16 protein-coding genes are annotated in these 21480 nt (G+C 48.6%); 13 read left to right on the top strand and 3 right to left on the bottom strand.

The features are described from left to right. Positions 1-47: 47 nt before the first annotated feature. Positions 48-437: a hypothetical protein gene (locus ACYVI9_RS08870; RefSeq protein ID WP_460763505.1), complete on the bottom strand. Its 390-nt coding sequence runs from the start codon at positions 435-437 to the stop codon at positions 48-50. Between the two features lie 554 nt (positions 438-991). Continuing rightward, positions 992-2035, bottom strand: a complete 1044-nt coding sequence (locus ACYVI9_RS08875; protein WP_460763508.1) for a helix-turn-helix domain-containing protein — start codon at positions 2033-2035, stop codon at positions 992-994. 565 nt (positions 2036-2600) lie between these two features. Here ACYVI9_RS08875 and ACYVI9_RS08880 point away from each other — a divergent pair. The 10 genes from ACYVI9_RS08880 to ACYVI9_RS08925 all read left to right on the top strand — a co-directional run bounded on the left by ACYVI9_RS08880 (position 2601) and on the right by ACYVI9_RS08925 (position 16621). Further along, complete coding sequence (locus ACYVI9_RS08880; RefSeq protein WP_460763510.1) at positions 2601-3950, top strand: glucoamylase family protein; 1350 nt, start codon at positions 2601-2603, stop codon at positions 3948-3950. A gap of 21 nt (positions 3951-3971) precedes the next feature. Beyond that, positions 3972-5693, top strand: coding sequence for a GMC oxidoreductase (locus tag ACYVI9_RS08885; RefSeq protein ID WP_460763512.1), 1722 nt, complete (start codon positions 3972-3974; stop codon positions 5691-5693). 68 nt (positions 5694-5761) lie between these two features. Then, a complete protein-coding gene (locus ACYVI9_RS08890; protein ID WP_460763515.1) occupies positions 5762-7540 on the top strand; it encodes a family 43 glycosylhydrolase in 1779 nt (592 codons plus the stop codon). 61 nt (positions 7541-7601) lie between these two features. Continuing rightward, complete coding sequence (locus ACYVI9_RS08895; RefSeq protein ID WP_460763518.1) at positions 7602-8282, top strand: hypothetical protein; 681 nt, start codon at positions 7602-7604, stop codon at positions 8280-8282. Between the two features lie 78 nt (positions 8283-8360). Then, the gene (locus ACYVI9_RS08900) at positions 8361-9032 is read left to right on the top strand and encodes a GDSL-type esterase/lipase family protein (protein ID WP_460763521.1); all 672 of its coding nucleotides are present in this window, start codon (positions 8361-8363) and stop codon (positions 9030-9032) included. Positions 9033-9086: 54 nt separating this feature from the next. Next, entirely contained in the window at positions 9087-11387 is a 2301-nt protein-coding gene (bglX, locus tag ACYVI9_RS08905) for a beta-glucosidase BglX (RefSeq protein ID WP_460763523.1), read from the top strand. 178 nt (positions 11388-11565) lie between these two features. After that, positions 11566-12927 carry a M16 family metallopeptidase gene (locus ACYVI9_RS08910; RefSeq protein WP_460763526.1) on the top strand — a complete coding sequence of 454 codons (1362 nt, stop codon included), beginning with the start codon at positions 11566-11568 and terminating at the stop codon, positions 12925-12927. Positions 12928-13000: 73 nt separating this feature from the next. Continuing rightward, positions 13001-14380: a M16 family metallopeptidase gene (locus ACYVI9_RS08915; RefSeq protein WP_460763529.1), complete on the top strand. Its 1380-nt coding sequence runs from the start codon at positions 13001-13003 to the stop codon at positions 14378-14380. A 121-nt stretch (positions 14381-14501) separates the two neighbouring features. Further along, entirely contained in the window at positions 14502-15149 is a 648-nt protein-coding gene (locus ACYVI9_RS08920) for a M48 family metallopeptidase (RefSeq protein WP_460763532.1), read from the top strand. 2 nt (positions 15150-15151) lie between these two features. Continuing rightward, a complete protein-coding gene (locus ACYVI9_RS08925; protein ID WP_460763535.1) occupies positions 15152-16621 on the top strand; it encodes a M48 family metalloprotease in 1470 nt (489 codons plus the stop codon). A gap of 58 nt (positions 16622-16679) precedes the next feature. On the opposite strand, the gene ACYVI9_RS08930 is transcribed toward ACYVI9_RS08925, so the two are convergent. Beyond that, positions 16680-17906, bottom strand: a complete 1227-nt coding sequence (locus tag ACYVI9_RS08930; protein ID WP_460763538.1) for a PQQ-dependent sugar dehydrogenase — start codon at positions 17904-17906, stop codon at positions 16680-16682. Between the two features lie 187 nt (positions 17907-18093). On the opposite strand from ACYVI9_RS08930, the gene ACYVI9_RS08935 reads away from it, so the two are divergent. The 3 genes from ACYVI9_RS08935 to ACYVI9_RS08945 all read left to right on the top strand — a co-directional run bounded on the left by ACYVI9_RS08935 (position 18094) and on the right by ACYVI9_RS08945 (position 21471). After that, positions 18094-18912 carry an SCO family protein gene (locus ACYVI9_RS08935; protein ID WP_460763540.1) on the top strand — a complete coding sequence of 273 codons (819 nt, stop codon included), beginning with the start codon at positions 18094-18096 and terminating at the stop codon, positions 18910-18912. Further along, positions 18884-19423: a DUF420 domain-containing protein gene (locus ACYVI9_RS08940; RefSeq protein ID WP_460763543.1), complete on the top strand. Its 540-nt coding sequence runs from the start codon at positions 18884-18886 to the stop codon at positions 19421-19423. The genes ACYVI9_RS08935 and ACYVI9_RS08940 overlap by 29 nt, the downstream gene beginning before the upstream one ends. Before the next feature lie 95 nt (positions 19424-19518). Beyond that, positions 19519-21471 carry an alpha-ketoacid dehydrogenase subunit alpha/beta gene (locus ACYVI9_RS08945; RefSeq protein WP_460763546.1) on the top strand — a complete coding sequence of 651 codons (1953 nt, stop codon included), beginning with the start codon at positions 19519-19521 and terminating at the stop codon, positions 21469-21471. The last annotated feature ends 9 nt before the right edge of the window (positions 21472-21480 follow it).

Consider the following 21480-nt stretch of genomic DNA (forward strand, 5'->3'; position numbering starts at 1 on the left):
AAATAAAAGCCGTCATGCTCGTATCGCGTGACGGCTTGGTAATTTCATTACTCTTCTTTTTCTCTCACCCTATTGGCTGGTGTTGAAATGTATGTTACTCCATCATCGGATTGTAGATCCAGGTAATGAGCAAAGTTTTTCTCAGGTGTATCAAACGTTCCTCCGTAATCCGGAAGTTCATCAATTTGGGTTACACAAATAATACCGCCTTCGGTTGGGCATTCTGACTCACTCGGAGCGCTAAGCATTTGCCAATTACTAGGATTTTTTAAAGAAGAACCCAGCTCATCTGTACCAGTATATTCAAAATACGCAGGATCTATTGCTTTATTGTTTTTTGTAGTTTCAGAAGAACTTGTAGTAAAGCTACTACCTAGTATTACCAGGGAAGTTGTAGCTATAGCAGCCGCAACTAACCACATTTTATTTGTTTGCATTTTTTTAAATTTGACATTAGAAAATATAAATACGAGTTACTTTTTTTGGCTGGAGGGTATGCTGTGTTACTGCACAGTATACCCCTTCTTCGTAATCGGCCTGCTCCGCCTCTTTTATATCGACGTAACAGGTGACAATTGTTAGGGATTAGAAACGACTTCATGATCCTTATTTTTTCAGTACAGATATTAAGTATGTCTGATTTACTTTGCCAGTCACTACAAGTTGTCAGATGATAATCCCCGCAGTCCGGACAGCGGTATACTTTCTTAAGTCTAGGCATTAAAGGCCGTTATACGGTTTTCAAATCTCGGCTTTCCTGTACCGCAGTATATAAGATTCACACACGCGCTTATTCAATCCATCTTAGCCTAATCGAAGTATGTTTTTCTATTAAAATGAAAATGCTCTTTGTTTTCAACCTGCTTTCTTGTAACGTAGTAGTGCTGTTGTATAGTTGGTTGAGGTAGCTATCTCCGATTGCCAGTTCAAAGGTAGGCTCGTCAAATACCCATTGTGTTGATTGAAAGTTTTAAATAGTTGATCGAAAGTTTTATTTTCTACGAAAGTGAGAAGGCGGCCGTTTATAATACCTCTTGAAAGCCCTGCTGAATGCAGCCTTTGAACCAAAGCCGGTCTTTTCAGCGATTTGAATAAGGCTTAATGTAGAATGCTCTACAAGCTGCATTGCCTCGTCCATCATTCTCTTCTTATAATATGCATGAGGTGAAATTCCAATTTCAGTCTGAAAAGCTCTGAGAAATTTACTACGACTCATACATGTTATTTTGCATAATTCCGTTATGCTATAAATTTTGGGCAAGTCGGCTTGCATTATACGACAAAGTTCAGCAATGCCGGGAATTCCTTCATTTGCTTGTATTTCATTTTCCGATTCAGGTTTGGTAAGACAAATATGCAGCAAAGGATAAACGAGATCACGCAGGTCCGCGTTGGCTCCTTCTAAATGCAATAACGCGAGCAACCGATCCAACGTTTCCTTAATTACAGGAGTGCAGGCTTGCGGCTCCCGGAAGACACGGGCCGACAGGATACTTTCAACTCTGTTTTGATTGTTGCTAGCCACTTTTGCTGCTTCCATAGCTTCCAGTATAGGTGCCATCCGTTTTGGAGCAGTTAGCTCCAGTTTCCTTAGCATTGAAGGATGGCAATGTATATCCAATGTAGTAATGGGTTTATCTCCTTTGAAACGAACATGAGCATCCACTCCTGAAAAGTAATAAAAGTTGTAAGTGTGATCACCGCAATATATAGGATGCAGTGGCTTTACAGTATGTATCTTTTCGTTTGCTACTTCAAAACAACATTCAGTTACTGCAACATTTCCCACCACGTAAAAAGTACAGGGCTTGCATATATCGTAGTAACTAAGCCAGATATCAAAATGTTTTGCTGCCACATGCTGAAAGATCATACAGCCCCAGTCTCCATACATCGTGTAGCAGGCTGCATCCGGGAAATAAAATGGATGGCTTTTAAGTAGTCGTTTGTGGCTCCATTTAAGATCTCCTGCATCCGGGCTGGAGAAACGTAGTAGTTTATCAATACGTATAGGCTTTTCAATTTTTTGACCCATGGTGTAAGGATTAGATACTTGGACTTTACTCAATGGCTTTTAAGGCAATGATTACAAATTTACAGGTATAAGATAAATTCGTATTTCGCTTGTTTGTTTAATTCGGCTTATTTTGGGAAGTGCTGAAGGCGGCATTACGTAAAAAACTGATCATAACGCTACAAGTATTTTAAAGTAAAATTTCCGAATATTATCAATTCAATTGATAATAAACGATATTTTTTAATCAGAAAATTTCAAAATTTATAACCCTCGAGTGAAGCCGGAAGCAAGCTAAAGTCAAGTGAATTATCAAATTGGGACTTTAGGAAGGGGAAGTATTAACTTTGTTGACCAGCTTTTTCATGCTGAATCAATCAAAAGCGTCGCGGACAATCAAGGCGATCGCCTTTTCCCGTATCATCCTCTCCTTATTATTATCTTCTTTCGGTCTCAAACCGCCAGGATAATCGAATAAATATTCGATATTAAAAAAACGGATTTTCTTTTGATTTTGTAAGGTGGCAAATACGATTTTCGATAGGTGTGTGGCGGGCTTTTGGTCAAATATTTGTATATTTAGTATATGATGCGATTACTGTATTGCCTGCTACTAATGACCCTTTCGGTTCCTGGTCTTACACAAAAAACGCGTAGCCGTTCGACGGCAGCAATACCCTATAGCTTAGAAATAGATAAGCATATTTCAGATTCTGCACTGGTAGATCTGGTACAGCGACAGACCCTTCGGTATTTCTGGGATTTTGCCCATCCGGTCAGCGGAATGGCGCGGGAACGCAGCAATGAAACCTTTAATTATGGGCACGAAGTTGTGACCACCGGCGGAACAGGATTTGGCATTATGGCCATTGTGACCGGCGTAAGCAGGGGTTGGATCGAGCGGGATACGGCAGCGCGTTTGCTGTTGAAAATGGTTCGGTTCCTTTATAAGGCCGATGCCTATCACGGTGTCTTTCCACACTGGCTCAACGGGGAAACCGGCCGGACAATTCCCTTTAGTCGCAAAGACGACGGTGCTGACCTGGTGGAGAATGCTTTTTTGTTTCAGGGCCTGTTGACCGCCCGTCAGTATTTTGATCGGGACAATGATACCGAACGACAGTTGCGGGGCCGTATCAACGGACTCTGGAATGATATTGAATGGGATTGGTTTACCCGGGGCGGTCGGGAAGTACTTTACTGGCACTGGAGTCCAGATAATGGCTGGGCCATGAACTTTCCCCTACGGGGATTTAATGAATGTCTGATTACCTATGTACTGGCTGCTTCTGCGGAACGTTATCCGGTGGGACCGGAAGTGTACCACCGAGGTTGGGCGCAAAGTAGTTTTTTCAATAACGGAAAGACCTTTTACAATTATGTTTTGCCGCTGGGATTCGATTACGGCGGTCCGCTGTTTTTCTCCCATTACTCCTTTCTGGGACTGAGTCCCAAAGGATTAAAAGACCGTTATGCCGATTACTGGCAGCAGAATCAACACCATAGCCTGATCAACTACGCCTATTGCGTGGATAACCCCAAAGCGTTTAAGGGCTATAGTGCCCAGTGCTGGGGGCTGACCGCCAGTGATGATCCGAATGGGTATGATGCCCATTCACCGACCAATGACAATGGCACAATTACGCCGACCGCCGCCCTGTCCGCATTTCCTTATACGCCTGAAAAATCGATGCAGGCGTTACGTTATTTTTATACGGTGCTGGGCGACAGGATCTGGCGACAATACGGATTTACCGATGCTTTTAATGAAAGCCGGAATTGGTATGCTGATTCGCATCTGGCCATTGATCAGGGTCCGATTGTCGTGATGATTGAAAATTACCGAACGGGCCTGTTATGGCGTCTTTTTATGAGTGCGCCGGAAGTCCGGCAAGGGTTGAAAAAGCTGGGTTTTGTGAGTAGTTATTACGAATAACGAGTACTTAAAATCTAAAATATGGCCGCAGGTTTCCATATAAACGCCAAAGGCAAAGCCGCACATAGTTATGATGCGATTGTGATCGGCAGCGGCATCAGTGGGGGTTGGGCGGCAAAGGAACTTTGTGAAAAAGGTCTGCGCACACTGGTGCTGGAACGCGGACGTCCCGTCCGTCATATCACTGATTATACTACAGCCAACCTGCCTTCCTGGCAACTGTCCCACCGGGGCTGGATTACGGAAGAAGTCCGTCAACAGAATCCCCTGATCAGCCGGGCCGCAGGATACGATGAAGCTACCAAACAGTTTTTTGTGGCGGACCGCGATCACCCTTATATCCAGGAAAAGCCTTTCGACTGGATTCGTGGTTATCAGGTTGGAGGCAAATCACTTACCTGGGGCCGGGCTTGTGCCCGCTGGGCCCCCTGGGATTTTTCCGCACCCGAACGCGATGGATACGGCATCGCTTTCCCACTGGGTTATAACGATATCCGGGATTGGTATGCACATGTAGAATCCTTTATCGGTGTTTGCGGTAATAAGGACGGAATTGAATCCATGCCGGACGGGGATTTTCTGCCTCCCTATGAACTCAATTGCGTGGAAAAGCACCTCCAACAGGTCCTGCGGGAAAAGTTTGACCGCCACTATGTTTCCGGACGTTGGGCACATATCTCCGAACAGAAAGATATCTATAAGGAACAGGGCAGGACGGTCTGTCAGAACCGCAACCTTTGTATGCGGGGTTGTCCCCTGGGGGGATATTTTAGTTCGAACAGCAGTACCCTGCCTCATGCAGAAAAAACGGGCAATCTGCATTTACTTACAGATAAGGTGGTACACTCCATTATCTATGATGCCCGGAAGCAAAAGGCTACCGGGGTTCGGGTAATCGATGCCAAAGATCATACGGCTACGGAGTATTTTGCCGATGTCATTTTTGTGAATGCCGCTACATTGAATACCAACCTGATTTTACTCAATTCTGTATCAGACCGTTTTCCCAGGGGTCTGGGGAATGACAACGGGTTGCTGGGAAAATATATAGGCTTCCACAATTACCGCGGCAGCATGAACGGTTATATTGACGGCTTTGAAGACCGCTATTATAAGGTACGTAAACCGGTAGAATGCATCGTGGCCAATTACCGGAATGTCAAAAAAAGGGACGCCGGTTTTTACGGAGGCTATGTGATATTTTCAGGTGCGGGCCGGGCGTCGTTTCACGAACCTTCAGAGGGGCCCGTCATTGGCGCCGCCTATAAGCAGGCGATGAGCGAACCCGGACCCTGGTCGGTGTACATGTATATGCAGGGCGAGACCATTCCCAAACAGACCAATCAGGTAAGACTGAGTACCGATAAGAAGGATCAATGGGGCATCCCCTTATTGATCACCGATGTGGCCTATGATGATAATGATGATAAAATGGTGGCCGATTTTCTCGAACAGGGTCGGATCATGCTGGAAACTGCCGGCGTGCGGGATATTCAGGCCCGGGACAGCGGTCAGGCACCCGGTCTCGACATTCATGAAATGGGGGGTGTACGAATGGGCCGGGACCCGCAAAATTCACTACTGAATGCCTATAACCAGCTTCATCAATGTCCCAATGTCTTTGTTACCGATGGTGCCTGTATGACCAGTACCGGTAATCAGAGTCCTTCGATCCTGTATATGGCATTTACCGCCCGGGCCGCAGATCATGCCGTGCGGGAATTGAAAAAGGGAAATCTGTAAGTCTGGGGCGCGCCCGCCATGACAACCTGTAAATGGATGAAAGCCGGAGCCATTAAAATATAAAGATCATGCGACAATACTACGATCGGATATTATTACTGATTTTCCTCTTTGGGATTTGGATACCATCCCTGCAGGGGCAACCAGCCACTTACTGTAATCCGATTAATATTGACTACGGCTATACGCCTATTCCTAATTTTTCCACCTGGGGCAGGCACCGGGCAACAGCAGATCCGGTGATTGTCAATTACAAAGGGGACTATTACCTATTCAGTACCAACCAGTGGGGCTATTGGTGGAGTCCGGACATGCTGCATTGGAATTTTATAGCCAGAAAGTTTTTAAGGCCATGGAATAAGGGCACATATGATGAACTTTGTGCGCCTGCTGTAGGTATTATCGGTGATACCATGATCGTCATGGGATCCACTTATAGCCGTAATTTTTCTATTTGGATGAGCACGGACCCCAAGGCCAACCATTGGCAACCTCTGGTAGACAGTTTTGAACGGGGTGGCTGGGACCCTTCTTTTTTTACCGATAACGATGGACGGTTGTATATGTACAACGGTAGCAGCAACAAGTTCCCGATGTACGGCATCGAACTGCGCCGTGATAACCTGGAGCCCATCGGTGCCCGCAAAGAAATGTATTTGCTGGAGCCATGGCGTTACGGCTGGCAGCGGTTCGGCGAACATATGGACAATACCTTTCTGGACCCCTTTATTGAAGGCAGTCATATGACCAGGTATAAGGATCGGTATTACCTGCAGTATGGTGCGCCGGGCACCGAGTTCAGCGGCTATGCCGATGGACTGCTGGTGGGAAATGACCCGCTCGGTCCCTTTGAAGCCCAGAGCGATCCCCTGAGCTATAAGCTGGGTGGCTTTGTCCGGGGCGCCGGCCATGGTGCTACTTTTCAGGACAATTTCAATCGCTACTGGCATGTTTCGACCACGGTCATTTCCGTAAAAAACACCTTTGAAAGAAGACTGGGCATCTGGCCGGCAGGTTTTGATCAGGAAGGCCGGATGTATTGCAATACGACTTTTGGGGATTACCCGCATTATATACCCAACCCTGAAACGCCATCCGGGTACGGACCCGACGGGTGTTCGCCTTATTTTACCGGCTGGATGTTGCTCAATTACTGCAAGCCGGTACAAGTCTCTTCCACGCTGGGGTCGTACCTGCCCAACCTGGCCGTAGACGAACGTATTAAGACCTACTGGAGTGCCCGCACGGGCGACAAAGGTGAATGGATCCAAAGCGACCTGGGTCAACCGGCTACCGTTCGTGCCATCCAGATCAATTATGCCGACCAGGACGCGGCCGATGACCGCCTGGGCAAGGTGAGCGGTCAATACCATCAATACCGGATCTATTATAGCGACGATGCCGCAGACTGGCATTTGCTGGTGGACAAATCCCGAAACAAGACAGATGTGCCGCATGATTATGTGGCCCTGGACAAACCGGTCCGGACCCGTTTTATCCGGCTGGAAAATATCCATATGCCCACCGGAAAATTTGCCATAAGCGGCCTGCGGGTCTTTGGTAACGGCGGCGGGGAGCGACCCGATACGGTACAGGGTTTTGTAGTGCTGCGTACAGAGAAAGATAAACGCAGCGCCTATCTGAAGTGGCGTCCCACAGGGAATGCCTTCGCTTATAATATTTTTTATGGAACCGATCCCGATCATCTCTATACCAGTATCATGGTGCATAGCGACAATGAATACTGGATCAAATCCATGGATGCGCGGAAGACCTATTATTACAGTATACAGGCGGTTAATGAGAACGGCGTCAGTCCACGTACCCGGCCACTGATGGCAGAATAGATGCTTCTGTTGAATTTCATAAGCGCCGAAGCGCTTAAATTTGAAAAGCAAAACCCGGACAATGAAATATCTGATCACGATACTGTTATTCCTGAATGGGGCAGATCTTACGGCGCAGTCCTGCTGGTCGGCCGCGTATCAGGTGCTGACTAGGTTTGAAATTGGCCGGCGGGAAATACGCCTCGAAAAGAAACTTGATTTTTCAGATTTCCGTACCAATCCGGATGGCACCCGGTATTACCGCACTTCTCTGGCACTGGTTACGCGCCGGACGCTGGGCCGTAAAAGACAGGTGCTGGATACAAAACTCTATACCTCGGCTGATTGCGTCAAGGACATGTTGCCCTGTCTGTTGATCGACACCGCAGAAGCCCGGATTACTATTTTTGCCAGTTCTAAGGCGGCTGACCGGCAGTATGGTATGGAAGGATACAGTTATAGCAGTGATCTGCAACTAAAAAAATTTCAGAAAAGGACGATATTCAAAAAGGTGAATGCCGGCTGGTATTCCTTTTTTGGCGGCTCAGAAAATGGAGAACCGGAGCTTTGGCATTTTTCAGCTGATGGTTATTACGCCGTTTTATCTAAACAGAAGAATGGGTTTTGGAACAGTTATATTATCGGCCATGTCGAACCTTCTAATGTGATCAGTCAGTATGAGCTGCATGAGAATGTCCTGTATGCCAGCCGACCGCGTATGGACCGGATGTTTCTGGAAAAGCTGGAGACGAAATCCCTGTAGGTGCTGACAGGTGGATAAGGCAAACGGGGCTCCTTCCCGGTTTCAATGTTGAAATAGCAACGATTAATAAAGATAGATATGAAGAAAGTTTTACTGTTGATGTTTTCGTTTTTTTGCTACTGGACCGCCATGGCGCAGGACAGCCCACCCTTTGATTTCTGGAAGGATATTCAGCATTTTAAAACCGCCGACAGCACCGCATTTCCGCCGTCCGGACAGATACTGTTTATCGGGAGTTCCTCCTTTACCAAATGGACCGACGTGAATGATTATTTTCCGGGCTATCATATTCTGAATCGCGGCTTCGGGGGGTCCAGACTACTGGATCTGATCTGTTACCGCTATGATATTATCTATCCTTATGCGCCCCGTCAGATCGTTATTTATTGCGGAGAAAATGACCTGGCTGCAGGGGATCATCCCAGTGTGGAGACCGTTGTGGACCGCTTTAAGGTACTGCTCGGCTTTATTAGGGATAAATATCCCCGTATCCCGTTATTGTATGTTGCTATTAAACCCAGCATCAGCCGAAAACATTTATGGCCGGCATTCCGGGCAGCGAATGAAGGCATTGCCCGGCTGCTGAAATCCGATGGTCATGCAACATTTGTGGACGTCTATGCACTGATGTTTGATACCGGGGGGCGGATTCGGGAGGACATATTTATTGAAGATAAATTACATATGAACGCCAAGGGATATTCGATCTGGAAGAAGGCGCTGGAACCGCACCTGCTTCGGCCCGAATAACCATGGCCAGGAATGTCAGGTGATACAATTTCTTTCACAAAAAAACATCCAGTTATGATCAGAAGATTGCTTATTTCCTGGGGCCTGATCGTTTTTATGACAGGGCTGAGTACCGGTCAGCAAACAGCGGCCGGAATGTCGTCCTTTATCAGCCAACTGATGGCCCGGATGACCCTGGAAGAGAAAATTGGCCAGTTGAACCTGCCCAGTGCGGGTGAATTTACCACCGGGACCGCCACCAATTCGGATATCGGACAGAATGTCAAAAAAGGCAGGGTCGGCGGCTTGTTCAATATTAAAGGGGTTGCGAAAATACGTGCCATGCAGCAGATTGCGGTGGAAGAGAGCAGGCTGAAAATTCCATTGCTCTTCGGTATGGACGTTATTCATGGCTATGAAACCACATTTCCGATTCCATTGGGCCTTTCCTGTACCTGGGATATGAAAGCTATTGAGCGATCTGCCCGTATTGCGGCGATAGAAGCCAGTGCAGATGGAATCAGCTGGACTTTCAGCCCGATGGTAGATATTTCCAGGGATCCCCGCTGGGGCCGGGTTTCGGAAGGCAGTGGCGAAGATCCTTATCTGGGATCGCAGATTGCACAGGCAATGGTCCGGGGTTATCAGGGCGACCTGACCCGACCGGATCAGATTCTGGCCTGTGTGAAACATTTTGCTCTATATGGTGCGGCGGAAGGCGGTCGGGATTATAATACGGTTGACATGAGCCATCTCAGAATGTATAATGAATATTTTCCGCCCTATAAGGCAGCCGTCGACGCCGGCGCCGGCTCCGTAATGGCTTCTTTCAATGTCGTGGATGGGATACCGGCCACCGGCAACCGCTGGTTGCTGACCGAAGTGTTACGGAATCAATGGAAATTTAAAGGGTTTATCGTTACGGATTATACCGGCATCAATGAAATGATTGATCATGGAATGGGCGATCTTCAGACCGTTTCCGCACTGGCACTCAAAGCCGGCATCGATATGGATATGGTTGGGGAAGGGTTCCTGAAAACCCTGCAGCAATCGCTGGCCGAGAAAAAGATCAGTCTGGCAGCAATTGATGCAGCCTGCCGCCGGATCCTGGAAGCCAAATACCGGTTGGGCCTTTTTAAAGATCCCTACAAGTATTGCAACCTGCAGCGGGCCCGCACCGAAATCTTTACGCCGGCACACCGGCAGGAAGCCAGGAAGATCGCTGCGGAAAGTTTTGTACTGCTCAAAAACGGGGATACAGCAGCGGGAGTCCCCGCACCCTTGCCCTTGAAGAAATCCGGTACCATTGCACTGGTGGGCCCCCTGGCTGATGCCGCCAATAATATGGCGGGCACCTGGAGTGTGGCTACCCGTCAGGATCAGTCTGTTTCCCTGCTGGCAGGCCTTAAAGCCGCATTGGGAAATCAGGGTCAGCTGCTGTATGCCAAGGGTTGCAATCTGACCGCTGACAGTGCGCTGGAGGAAAGAGCGACCATGTTCGGTAAAACTTTGAACCGGGATCCCCGCAGTCCCGAAACCATGGCCCGGGAAGCTTTGGATATCGCGGCGCGTGCGGATGTGATTGTGGCGGCCATGGGGGAATCGGCTGAATTTACCGGAGAAAGCAGTAGTCGTACTTCCCTGGACATTCCTCAGATTCAGCGGGATTTTCTGCAACAGTTGCTGGCCACCGGAAAGCCTGTCGTCCTCGTATTGTTTACCGGAAGGCCCCTGACCCTGGGTTGGGAACAGCAGCACCTGCCCGCCATCCTGAACGTCTGGTTCGGTGGTTCAGAAGCCGGATCGGCCATTGCCGACCTGCTTTTTGGTGCCGTAAATCCCTCGGGCCGGCTGACCATGAGTTTTCCTCAAAAGGTTGGACAGATTCCCCTGTACTATGCCCACCTGAATACCGGCCGGCCATTAGAAAAAGGCAAATGGTTTCAGAAATTCAGATCCAATTATCTGGATGTCACCAATGAGCCGCTCTATCCTTTTGGATACGGATTAAGTTACAGTCATTTTACCTACGGGGATATGAAGCTGAGCAGTCAGGCCCTGAAAGGCGATCAGCAGCTGACTGTAACTATCGGGTTGACCAATGATGGGCCCTATGATGGTGCTGAAGTTGTTCAGTTATATATTCGTGACCTGGTCGGTTCTGTCAGCCGTCCGGTAAAAGAACTCAAAGATTTTCAGAAGGTCTTTTTAAAGAAGGGCGAGCAAAAGACGGTTCGTTTTACCGTTACAACGGAGGACCTGAAATTTTACAACAGTACATTACAATATGATTGGGAACCCGGTGATTTTGAAATTATGGTAGGTCGCAATTCCGGGGACCTGCAATCCGCCAACCTGAGCTGGCAGCGCTAGGCGGCAGAATGATTTTCCTGTTTACGGACCCTTATTTTCTTTCCCGGACGGTTGGATAGTTTCGGATGCAAGTCTTGCTTTGGCCTTCGATGATTCTAAGTTTTTAATGGAATATGCTTATCTTAGTTGATGTAATTTCCATGATCAGCACGGTCCTGCTTTGCTTAAAAAGTGTTTTATGAAAAAGATTGAACTACTGCGCCACCGCCTGTGTATCGCCCTGTTACTGCTGATGGCTGTCACAAATGCGGACGCGCAACAATTAAAAGTTCCCGTCGAATATTATAAGTTACAGAACGGGCTGAAAGTCATCCTGTCGCCGGACCATACCGCACCCATTGCGGTCATCGGAGTTTATTATAATATCGGATTTCGGATAGAACCCCGGAACCGGACGGGTTTTGCCCATCTTTTTGAGCACATGATGTTCCAGGGGTCCAAAAACCTCGGCAAGATGGAATTTATCAAACTGGTACAGCAAAATGGAGGCATCCTCAATGGCTCTACCCGCTTTGATTTTACCAATTACTTTGAGGCGCTGCCGGCACATAAACTGGAAACCGGCCTCTGGGCCGAAGCCGACCGCATGCGGGGACTGGATATTACCCAGGAGAACCTGACCAATCAGCAGGGCGTGGTAAAGAATGAAGTAAAAGTGAATGTACTCAATCAGCCCTATGGCGGCTTCCCCTGGCTGGATATGCCACAGTACGCTAATAAGAACTGGCATAATGCGCATAATTTTTATGGAGATCTTAAAGATCTGGATGCCGCGAATCTGGAAGATGTACAGCAGTTCTTTACGACTTATTATGCACCCAATAATGCCGCGCTTGTGGTAGCGGGTGATTTTGAGATCGCTGATGCCAAAAAATGGATTGATCAATATTTTGCCGCCATTCCAGCGGGAAAAGCGGTTGAAAAGCCTGATATATCAGAACCTCCACAAGAGCAGGAACAACGATTTGTGAAAGCTGACAGTCTGGCGAATAAGCCGGCTGTCGCAGTTGCTTATAAGATGCCGGCCCGTAATACACCGGAATATTATGCCATGGGGCTGATCGATCAGATGCTGGTTCAGGGAAAGGACAGTAAATTATATCAATACCTGGTACAGGAAAAAGGCTATACTGCCAACATCAGCGGGGGTATCAATTACCTCGGTAATATGTTTAATTATAACGGGCCCATGGTATGGATGGCGGACTGTATTTATGATACGACGATAACGGCAGATTCAATCGTTGCCGTTTTTGATAAAGCGGTAGCCGATTTGCAGCAAACCAGCCAGGCTGATCTGGATCTGGCACTGATCAAATTGCGTTCCGACCTGTACGATCTGATTGGTGGAAGTTTCGGATTGGGGAAAGTTGATCTGTTGGCCTGTTTTGCTTTATTCGATGATGCGCCCGAAAGGATTAATCACCTGGAACAGGATTTTAAACAGGTCACGCCGGAGATGATTCGTCAAACTGCTGCCAAATACCTGAGTCCGGCCAACCGGACCATACTGGTAGTGGACCCCAAGGCGTCTAAATGATTTCCTGCCGAAACCGGCTGAGACTTAACCAGCCCCCGATCTTCTACAAATCCGGACAAATAAAAAATTAGATATGAAGCAGTTTTTACAGCAAATGATATTTGGGATAACAGGGATGCTCCTTACCCTTACTGCCGTTGCCCAGAAACAGACACCACCTGAAGGGGGCACCCCAAAAGATTTTAAATTGCCTGCCAAGAATACAGCCAGCCTGCCCAATGGCATGCGCAGTGTCCTGGTTCCTTACGGAGCAATTCCCAAAGTATCCATACGACTCATCGTTAAGACCGGAAATGTTCATGAAGGCGCAAATCAGATATGGCTTTCGGATTTGCTGGGACGGTTGATGAATGAGGGTACCAGGAGTCTGAGCGCCCGTGAACTGGCGGTTAAAGCGGCGTCGATGGGCGGTGCTGTCGGAATTAGTGTGGGATCGGATCAGCTCACAATTTACGGAGATGCGCTTGCGGAGTTTGCGCCTGAATTGACGGCCCTGCTGGCGGATATGGTCATGCACCCCCTGTTGCCTGTTTCCGAACTGCCCCGGCTGAAAGCAGATTTAAAGCGAAATCTCGCTCTGTCGAAAACCCGCCCCCGCTCTATTGCCTCTGAACAATTTAATAAACTGGTTTTTGCCAATACACCCTATGCGGTCACCTACCCGACAGAAGCGATGATTGACAGTTATACGATCGAAGATATCCGTCACTTTTACGAGCAGGAGCTGGGTGCCAGACGAGCGGTGCTCTATGTAGCCGGCCAGTTTGATGAAAAGGCAACCGGCACCGCCATCCAGAATTCTTTTAAGGACTGGAAGCCGGGCAAAGAACCCTTATACCCATCCAACAAACAAACAGCACAGGCCGGCGTCACACTGATCAATAGGGACAATGCACCCCAGACAACCATCATTATGGGGCTTCCCTCGATCGGACCTTCGGACCCGGACTACCTGGCAATGACTGTAACGAATGCCCTGCTGGGCGGGTCTTTTGCGTCCCGGATTACCAGCAATATTCGTGAAGACAAGGGTTATACGTATTCTCCGGGTAGCGGGCTTTCCCTGCATCCGACGGCTGCTGCCTGGAATGAAACCGCAGATGTAACCAGCGAACATACCATCGATGCCATCCGGGAAATTAAAAAAGAAATCAACCTGCTGGCCACCGAGGCCCCCGGTCAATCGGAACTTTTGGGCATTCAACGGTATATGGCCGGCATTTTTGTACTGCAGAATTCCACACCATCCGGTATTATCGGACAGCTCAATTTCATGGATCTCTACGGTCTCGATGACAGTTACCTGAACAACCAGGTAAAAAATATCTATGCCGTCACGCCCGGCCAGGTTTCGGCGCTTGCCAAAAAATACCTGCCGGTGGACAAGATGACAATCGTGATGGTGGGCGATAGTGTATCGGTCAAAAAACAACAGGAGGCGGCAGAAAAATAAGCAACCTGGAAGGTAATGCAGCCTGCGTTTATCTCATTTTGAGTTGTCGGGACAGCTGCCCTGACTCGAAAAAGCCGGGCCGGACAGGAAGGGCGTATTGCCATATTCAAAACAACGGTTTATGATAAAAATTTCAACCCGGTTCAGGCGGCTTGCGCTGAGGGCCATAACAGCAGTCTTGTTTTTTGTTGGTGTTTATTTGTCGCTGATTTTATGCGGCATAGCACTGGCGGCCTTATGTTGTTACGGGGGCTACTGCCTGGTTTTAGCCTACCCCGGAATTTTTACCCTGCTGGCAGGTCTGGGTTTGGCAGGAATGGGCTTGCTGGTGTTCTTTTTTCTGATCAAATTTGCGTTTAAAACTGACCACCGAAGGGCAGGAATGCGTTTCGAAGTAACTGCCAATCAGGCGCCGGATCTTATGACGTTTATTAATTCGGTCGCCGACGAAGTCGGCACTTCGCGTCCTCATAAGTTATTTCTCTCTGCGGATGTCAATGCCGCTGTATTTTTCAATTCCGGATTCTGGTCTATGTTTATGCCCGATAAGAAAAATCTGATCATCGGCATGGGGCTGATCAATACTTCGACGGTAACGGAACTTCGGGCCATTCTGGCGCATGAATTCGGCCATTTTTCCCAGGGCTCCATGCGCGTTGGTTCCTATGTTCATCATATGAACAGGATCATTCACGATATGCTTTTTGAAAATGAAGGCTATAACCGGTTGGTAACGCAGTGGACCAGTATGGGGGGATTATTGCATTGATAATGGAAATAGGCCTGAAGATTGTCTCCGGCATCCAATGGGTGCTGAGAAAAGTATACGGCATGTTGAATGTCAGTTATCTGGCCTTATCCCGTGAAATGGAATATCATGCCGATCAAACTGCGGCCCATATAGCAGGTCCGAAAGCATTGATACGATCACTGCTCCGTTCCACACTATCAACGACTTCTTTTGACCAGCTACTGGAATTTTATACGATACGTATCAGTGAAGGCTGCATCACCCGAAATCTATACCACCAGCACAGTTTTGTATTGCAGTTTATAGCCAACAGGCATCAGTTGCCACAGGCTTTCGGCCTGCCGGTCGTGGGGCTTGAAGATGTAAACCGTTATAACAAGTCAAAACTGAATATCAAGGATCAATGGGCGTCCCATCCCAGTTTACACCAGCGGATCGCCCACCTGGAATCGCTTGGTATTGATGCAGCAACGGAGAACAATGCGGCAGCAATTACCGTTTTTAAGGAAGCGGAGCAATGGCAGGAGCAATTAACAGCAGACATATTCGCGCAGGTCAGTTTCGAGCAGCCCGTCCAGGAGATCACTGACGCCAATTTTGAAACTGCATTCCGGAATGATCAGCTGGAGCAGACTTTTGACCCGATTTTTAATGCCTATTATAATGACAAGCATCCAGACGTTCAGCTTGATATTACCCCGGCGGAGACGGTTGCCGATTCTCCCGGTTTCGAAACGCTATTTGGACCGGAAATGATTGAAACGATATATACCGCAATTTCATTACAAGGAGATATTGCCACATTGGAGCAAATTGTGAATAAGCAAATTGAAGTTAAAAGTTTTGATTATGACGGTCAAAAATACCGGGGCAGCGAAGCAGCTGCAGTCATCCTTCAACTGGAAGCCGAACTGAAGCAGACGGTTCAAAGGATTCAGGATAACGATCTTGGGATTTACCGCTATTTTCAGTACCTGGCTGATGCGCAACAGCGCCGTGCCGAGTTCGACCAGTGCTATAAGGAGTTGCAGGAATTGGATAAAAACTATGCGCAAATAGCGGAAAAATACCAAAGCCTGAACGCCGCCGCCGAATTCATGTTTGAAGAAAACAGTTTTGAGGTCATCCAGCAATATCTAGTCTCTCTGAAGGAGCAGGAACAGCTTTTCAGGGAACTGATCCGGGACCTGGTACCGAAGGTCCAGCCCGAAAATGCCAGGATCAGGGAGGTGCTGGCAACCCTGGAGAAGTACATGACGGAATCTAGGGTCTATTTTTCAGGAACTACCTATCATAATGAAGCCGTGCAGCTTTTAAATAACGCCATAGTTTCCTTTCCCTTACTGTTATCCATGGCTTATTTTCAGCATAAAAGGGCCCTGCTGCAGCTGTTTGCCGGGCTCGAAAAACAGTATCGCTCAGAAACTGCAGCGGGCCAGGAGTTCGCTACTGCTTCACAAAAAAGCGGCCCGGAAATCCGGACCGCCTAAGTAAAAAATGTGTGGTTGTAAATCGGAAGCCATGAAAATAAGCTGGTTCAATACTTCCCTATTTTTTACCAATGCGGTATAAGCGTCCATGCACCCCGTCACAAACAGCATAGAGCGCACCATCTTTTCCCTGTATGATATCTCGGAACCGTTGTTGCTGATCGGCCAGTAGCCTTTCCTCGCCCACGACCTTATTGTCCCTGATTTTTAGACGGCAGATATGGGAGCCACTTAAGGCGCCGATAAAAAGATCATTTTCCCATTCCGGAATATCGTCCCCGGCATAGAAAGTAATCCCACTGGGTGAAATGACCGGATCCCAGTAATACACGGGTTGTTCCAGGCCATCCTGCTGGGTAATCCCCTCGCCTACTTTTTCACCACTATACTCCAGCCCGTAAGTGATCGTAGCCCAACCATAGTTTTTCCCTGCTTCTACCCGGTTGACTTCATCGCCGCCCCTGGGTCCGAATTCCGTTTCCCAGAGGTCGCCGGTTTCAGGATGCAGGGCCAGCCCCTGGACATTGCGGTGACCATAGGAATAGTTCTCTGGCATCGCATTGACTGTATTGATAAAAGGGTTGCCTGCGACCGGTTGGCCGTCTTTGGTGATATGTACAATTTTTCCCAGTCCGGTACTCAGGTCCTGTGCCTTAGGTCGGGTTGCCAGATCAGAGCGTTCCCCGGTGCTGACAAACAAATTTCCCTTCTGATCAAAAAGTATCCTGCCGCCATAATGCAGGGTTCCCTTAAAGGCGGGTGTGGCCCGGTAAATAACCACAGGATTTTCAATTTTGGTCTCATCTTCGGAGAGCCGGCCTTTGGCCACGGCAGTAAGGGTGCCGTTATCATAGTTCTCCGAAAAAACCCAATAGACCATCCGGTTGGATAAATAATCAGGATCAATGGTCAGGCCCAGCAGGCCGCCCTGGCCATTGGAATTTACTTCCGGCAGACCGGTGATCGGGGCACCAACAGCACCTTCGGTGGTGGCTATACGCATGGTACCACCTTTTTCGGTAATCAGCAGCCGACCGTCGGGTAATACGGCTATACCCCAGGGGTTGACCAGTTCCTCAGAGAGGATCTTTATATCCAGCGGCGTTTCTGTTGTAATACTCCCAATCCGGGTCTGACCCGCAAATGCAGGCGTATAATCACTGTTTGGTGGTTTGGTTTCTACCGGATCACCGGTAACCAGGGGTTGTGCTTTATGATCCTGTTTACAGCCGCCCAGCGCGGTCAGGGTGAGTATTAGAAACGCAAAGGAGATTTTTACATGCATGTGTATTAGGATTTTTATGGAATGATTTAAAGTGCATTGTGAACCATTGCTGCAGGGATTTTAAGAAAAACCCCGAAACTTGCCTTTCCAAAGCTTAAATTCACGAGTTTTGCAAAAAATTTCTGCATCGACAGAATACAGCCGGATGCAAAAGCTGTAAACTGTCCGGTAAATATAAAAAATAAACTTGAGCAAGAAAGGTCTATATGCAGTCTTATTGGCATCCTTACTACCGATTATCTGTTACCTGATCATCAGGTCAATGAGTGATGAGGCCCTGTCGATGCCTGCACATTATTTTGCAGACAGTGTAAAGGTTAGAACCGAGAACGGTAAAAAAGTCACTGATACCGTCTGGCATCAGTTGCCGGATATCGCCCTGGTCAATCAGATGGGTAAACCGGTCAGATTGAGCGATTACAAAGGAAAAATTATCATAGCGGATTTCTTTTTTACCCATTGCCCCACGATTTGTCCCGCATTGACTACCAATATGCGTACCCTGCAGGAAGCGATCGTGAATGCTCAACGGGTGGGTGATAAAACCAACCATAATGTCCATTTTTTATCATTTTCGGTCGATCCTGAGCGGGATTCGGTGGCAGCACTGAAGAAATGGGCTGATCGGTTCCAGGTGGATCCCGAACAGTGGGACCTGCTTACCGGAGATAAGAAAGTGATTTACGATCTGGCATTAAAGGACATGAAACTGGCGCTGGTGGACGGAAAAGGTGTGGACAGCTCTTTTATCCATACCGATCATTTTGTTCTCATCGATGGCCAACGTCAGATCAGGGGCTACTATCATGGACTGGATTCCACCGACCTGAAACGTATTTCCAGAGATGCGGTATTGCTGACCCTGGAAAAGGACCGGACGAAGAAAAGCGGCCTGCCGGTCAAAACCCTGGCCATCGCTTTTCTGGTAACCGCCATCATTGTTGGGTTATTTATGATATTATTTAAAAAGAAAGAAAATGCTACAGCCCGTCTGGAAGAAAAATGATAAAAAAGCCCGTTGGCTGATTCTATCTTTTTCGGTGATTGTGTTTTTGGTCATCGGGGCGCTGGGCCGGGTGCACCTGCAGACAGACCTGGGATTTGATGTGCATATTTTTGCCGCCGTCAATGCGATACTCAATGGCACAGTAGCCCTGTTGCTGGTTGCCGCGCTGGTTGCGGTTAAGCAGCACCGGTATGCCCTGCACAAGAGAATTATGCTGACGGCGATGGTGCTTTCTTTTTTATTCCTGATCAGTTATATCTGTCACCACCTATTTGCCGGCGATACCCGGTTTGGCGGTACAGGGACCGCCAGAACCCTGTATTATATCGTCCTGTTTACCCACATCCCTTTGGCAGGCGGCATCCTGCCGTTTATTCTGTTTACGGTCTATCGGGGTCTGACCGGTTCCTATGAAAAGCACAAGAAAATGGCCCGTTATACCTGGCCCCTTTGGCTCTATGTCGCCCTTAGCGGTGTGACGGTGTACTTAATGATCCGCCCTTACTATTAAACCCGCATGTCCTGATCCTGGTACTGCTGATTCTCACCTGAATTGGTTAGGTTTGTGTTATGCTTTTCGACCGGAAAAATTTATCGGATGAACAGTTGCTGCAGATCTATAAAAGGCTGTTATACCCGCGTCTTATAGAAGAAAAGATGCTGTTATTGCTGCGTCAGGGTCGGATCAGCAAATGGTTCAGTGGCATGGGTCAGGAAGCCATTGCAGTTGGTGCGACCCTGGCCCTGAACCCGGAGGAGTGGATTTTTCCGCTACACCGGAACCTGGGGGTATTTACAACCCGGGACATCCCACTCCACCGGCTGTTTCTCCAATGGCAGGGCGATCCGGGCGGGTTCAGTAAAGGCCGGGAACGCAGTTTCCATTTCGGCAGTACGGAACACCATATATGCGGTATGATTTCTCATTTGGGCCCCCAGCTGGCCCTGGCTTGTGGTACCGCGCTGGCAGCCCGAATTTCGGGTCGGCAACAGGTGGCGCTGGCGTTCAGTGGTGAAGGGGGTACCAGCGAAGGTGATTTTCATGAAGCGATGAATTTGGCGGCAGTCTGGGGATTGCCGGTCATATTTCTGATTGAGAATAACGGTTATGGCCTGAGTACCCCTGTGGAGCAGCAGTATCGTTGTGAACAGCTGTCAGATAAAGCCAAGGGCTACGGTATGGAAGGCGTTACGATTGACGGCAACAATATACTGACCGTGATCGATACCCTTACCGGCGTGCGCGATTATTGTCTGCGGCACCAACAGCCTTACCTGGTGGAATGCCGGACATTCAGAATGCGGGGGCATGAGGAAGCCAGCGGCACGAAATATGTCCCGGCGGAACTGCTGCAGTACTGGCGTGCCCGGGATCCGGTGAACCGTTACGAACAATACCTCGAAGAACTGGGGCTGCTTCGTGATGTCGACAGCAAATCGATCCGCAAGGAACTCAGTCGCCGGGTCGATGCGGAACTGGAGGAAGCGTCTAAAAAAGCTTCGCCGATCCGGGTGGATACGGAGCAGGAGTTGGGTGATGTTTACGCACCGGTCGACAGCGCTGCCGGATCCGAACCGCCTGTTAGCGGACCCACCCAGGATCTTCGGTTTGTGGATGCCGTTCGACAGGGATTGTATCAGGCCATGGAGGCCGATCCCCGCCTGATACTGATGGGTCAGGATATTGCGGAATACGGTGGCGCTTTCAAAGTCACCGAAGGTTTTCTGGATGCATTTGGCCCACAAAGGGTCCGCAATACACCGATCTGTGAAAGTGCGGTGGTAGGGCTGGGTCTGGGCCTTTCGCTGGAAGGCTATAAGGCTGTAATAGAAATGCAGTTTGCGGATTTTGTTACCATGGCCTTTAACCAGATTGTCAATAACCTCGCAAAAATTCATTATCGCTGGGGGCAGCGTGCAGACCTGGTCATCCGGATGCCGGCGGGTGGTGGTATGGGTGCCGGGCCTTTCCATAGTCAGAGTCCTGAAGCCTGGTTCGCTCATGTACCGGGGCTAAAAATTCTTTATCCTTCCGATCCTGCGGATGCCAAAGGGCTGCTGATGGCGGCCATCAATGACCCGGGACCGGTGCTGTTTTTTGAACATAAGGGTCTGTACCGCAGCCTTTCCGCAGCTGTTCCCGAAGCCGCCTATAGCTTGCCGATGGGCAGGGCGCGGAAACTGATTTCCGGAGATGATGCCTCGGTCATTACTTATGGGATGGGGGTCCTCTGGGCCGAGGAATACGCAGCGGCGCATCCGGAAGTTTCACTGGAGATCATCGATCTGCGTTCCCTGTTACCCTTGGATTATGACGCCATTCGCCAGACTGTACAAAAGACGGGGCGGGTACTGATCCTGCATGAAGACAGCCTGTTTATGGGGCTGGGGGCTGAAATTGCGGCCTGGATTGCCACCCATTGTTTTACGATGCTGGATGCGCCGGTAATGCGTTGTGGGGGATTGGACAGCCCGATTCCTTTTAATAAAGAACTGGAAGCGAATTATATGGCGCATGCCCGACTCGAACAGACCCTGACCCGGCTCCTGAATTTCTAATTAAACCGA

This window comes from Niabella terrae (assembly GCF_054783135.1).